Origin of the sequence: Amycolatopsis kentuckyensis (assembly GCF_041679295.1) — a bacterium.
Lineage (GTDB): Bacteria > Actinomycetota > Actinomycetes > Mycobacteriales > Pseudonocardiaceae > Amycolatopsis > Amycolatopsis kentuckyensis_A.
Genome location: NZ_JBGDMD010000042.1, coordinates 1 through 1427 on the forward strand (window position 1 = coordinate 1; position 1427 = coordinate 1427).

The following is a 1427-nucleotide window of genomic DNA, read 5'->3' on the forward strand; positions in this document are numbered from 1 at the left end:
TGAGACGTGATGCGTAGCCGTTTGAGGCGAAGTAGAGTGATCCTATGCTGCCGAGAAAAGCCTCTAGTGAGTGCATGCACGGCCCGTACCCCAAACCAACACAGGTGGTCAGGTAGAGAATACCAAGGCGATCGGGTGAACTGTGGTTAAGGAACTCGGCAAAATGCCCCCGTAACTTCGGGAGAAGGGGGGCCAAACATCCTGAAGCTCTTGACGGGCTAGGGGTGGGTGGCCGCAGAGACCAGCGGAAAGCGACTGTTTACTAAAAACACAGGTCCATGCGAAGTCGCAAGACGATGTATATGGACTGACGCCTGCCCGGTGCTGGAACGTTAAGAGGACCGGTTAGCCTTTCGGGGCGAAGCTGAGAATTTAAGCGCCAGTAAACGGCGGTGGTAACTATAACCATCCTAAGGTAGCGAAATTCCTTGTCGGGTAAGTTCCGACCTGCACGAATGGCGTAACGACTTTCCGGCTGTCTCAACCACAGGCCCGGCGAAATTGCACTACGAGTAAAGATGCTCGTTACGCGCGGCAGGACGGAAAGACCCCGGGACCTTTACTATAGTTTGGTATTGGTTTTCGGTTCGGCTTGTGTAGGATAGGTGGGAGACTGTGAAGCGCTCACGCTAGTGGGTGTGGAGTCGTTGTTGAAATACCACTCTGGTCGAATTGGGAATCTGAACCTCGGGCCATGATCTGGTTCAGGGACAGTGCCTGATGGGTAGTTTAACTGGGGCGGTTGCCTCCTAAAGAGTAACGGAGGCGCCCAAAGGTTCCCTCAGCCTGGTTGGCAATCAGGTGTTGAGTGCAAGTGCACAAGGGAGCTTGACTGTGAGACAGACATGTCGAGCAGGGACGAAAGTCGGGACTAGTGATCCGGCACCTCCTGGTGGAAGGGGTGTCGCTCAACGGATAAAAGGTACCCCGGGGATAACAGGCTGATCTTGCCCAAGAGTCCATATCGACGGCATGGTTTGGCACCTCGATGTCGGCTCGTCGCATCCTGGGGCCGGAGTAGGTCCCAAGGGTTGGGCTGTTCGCCCATTAAAGCGGCACGCGAGCTGGGTTTAGAACGTCGTGAGACAGTTCGGTCCCTATCCGCCGCGCGCGTAGGATACTTGAGGAAGGCTGTCCCTAGTACGAGAGGACCGGGACGGACGAACCTCTGGTGTGCCAGTTGTTCCGCCAGGGGCATGGCTGGTTGGCCACGTTCGGAAGGGATAACCGCTGAAGGCATCTAAGCGGGAAGCCTGTTCCAAGATGAGGTATCCCACCCTTTGTGGGTTAAGGCTCCCAAGAGACCATTGGGTTGATAGGCCAGAAATGGAAGCACAGTAATGTGTTGTCGAGTTGACTGGTACTAATAGGCCGAGGACTTGTCTACGAAGATGTTGCGCATCCACTCTACGGTTCTGAAACACCAC

At 55.2% G+C, this 1427-nt stretch carries 1 rRNA gene; it reads left to right on the forward strand.

The annotated features are described in order from the left end of the window. A 23S ribosomal RNA gene (locus tag ACERZO_RS50300) occupies positions 1–1387 on the forward strand; the annotation flags it as partial. Between the last annotated feature and the right edge of the window lie 40 nt (positions 1388–1427).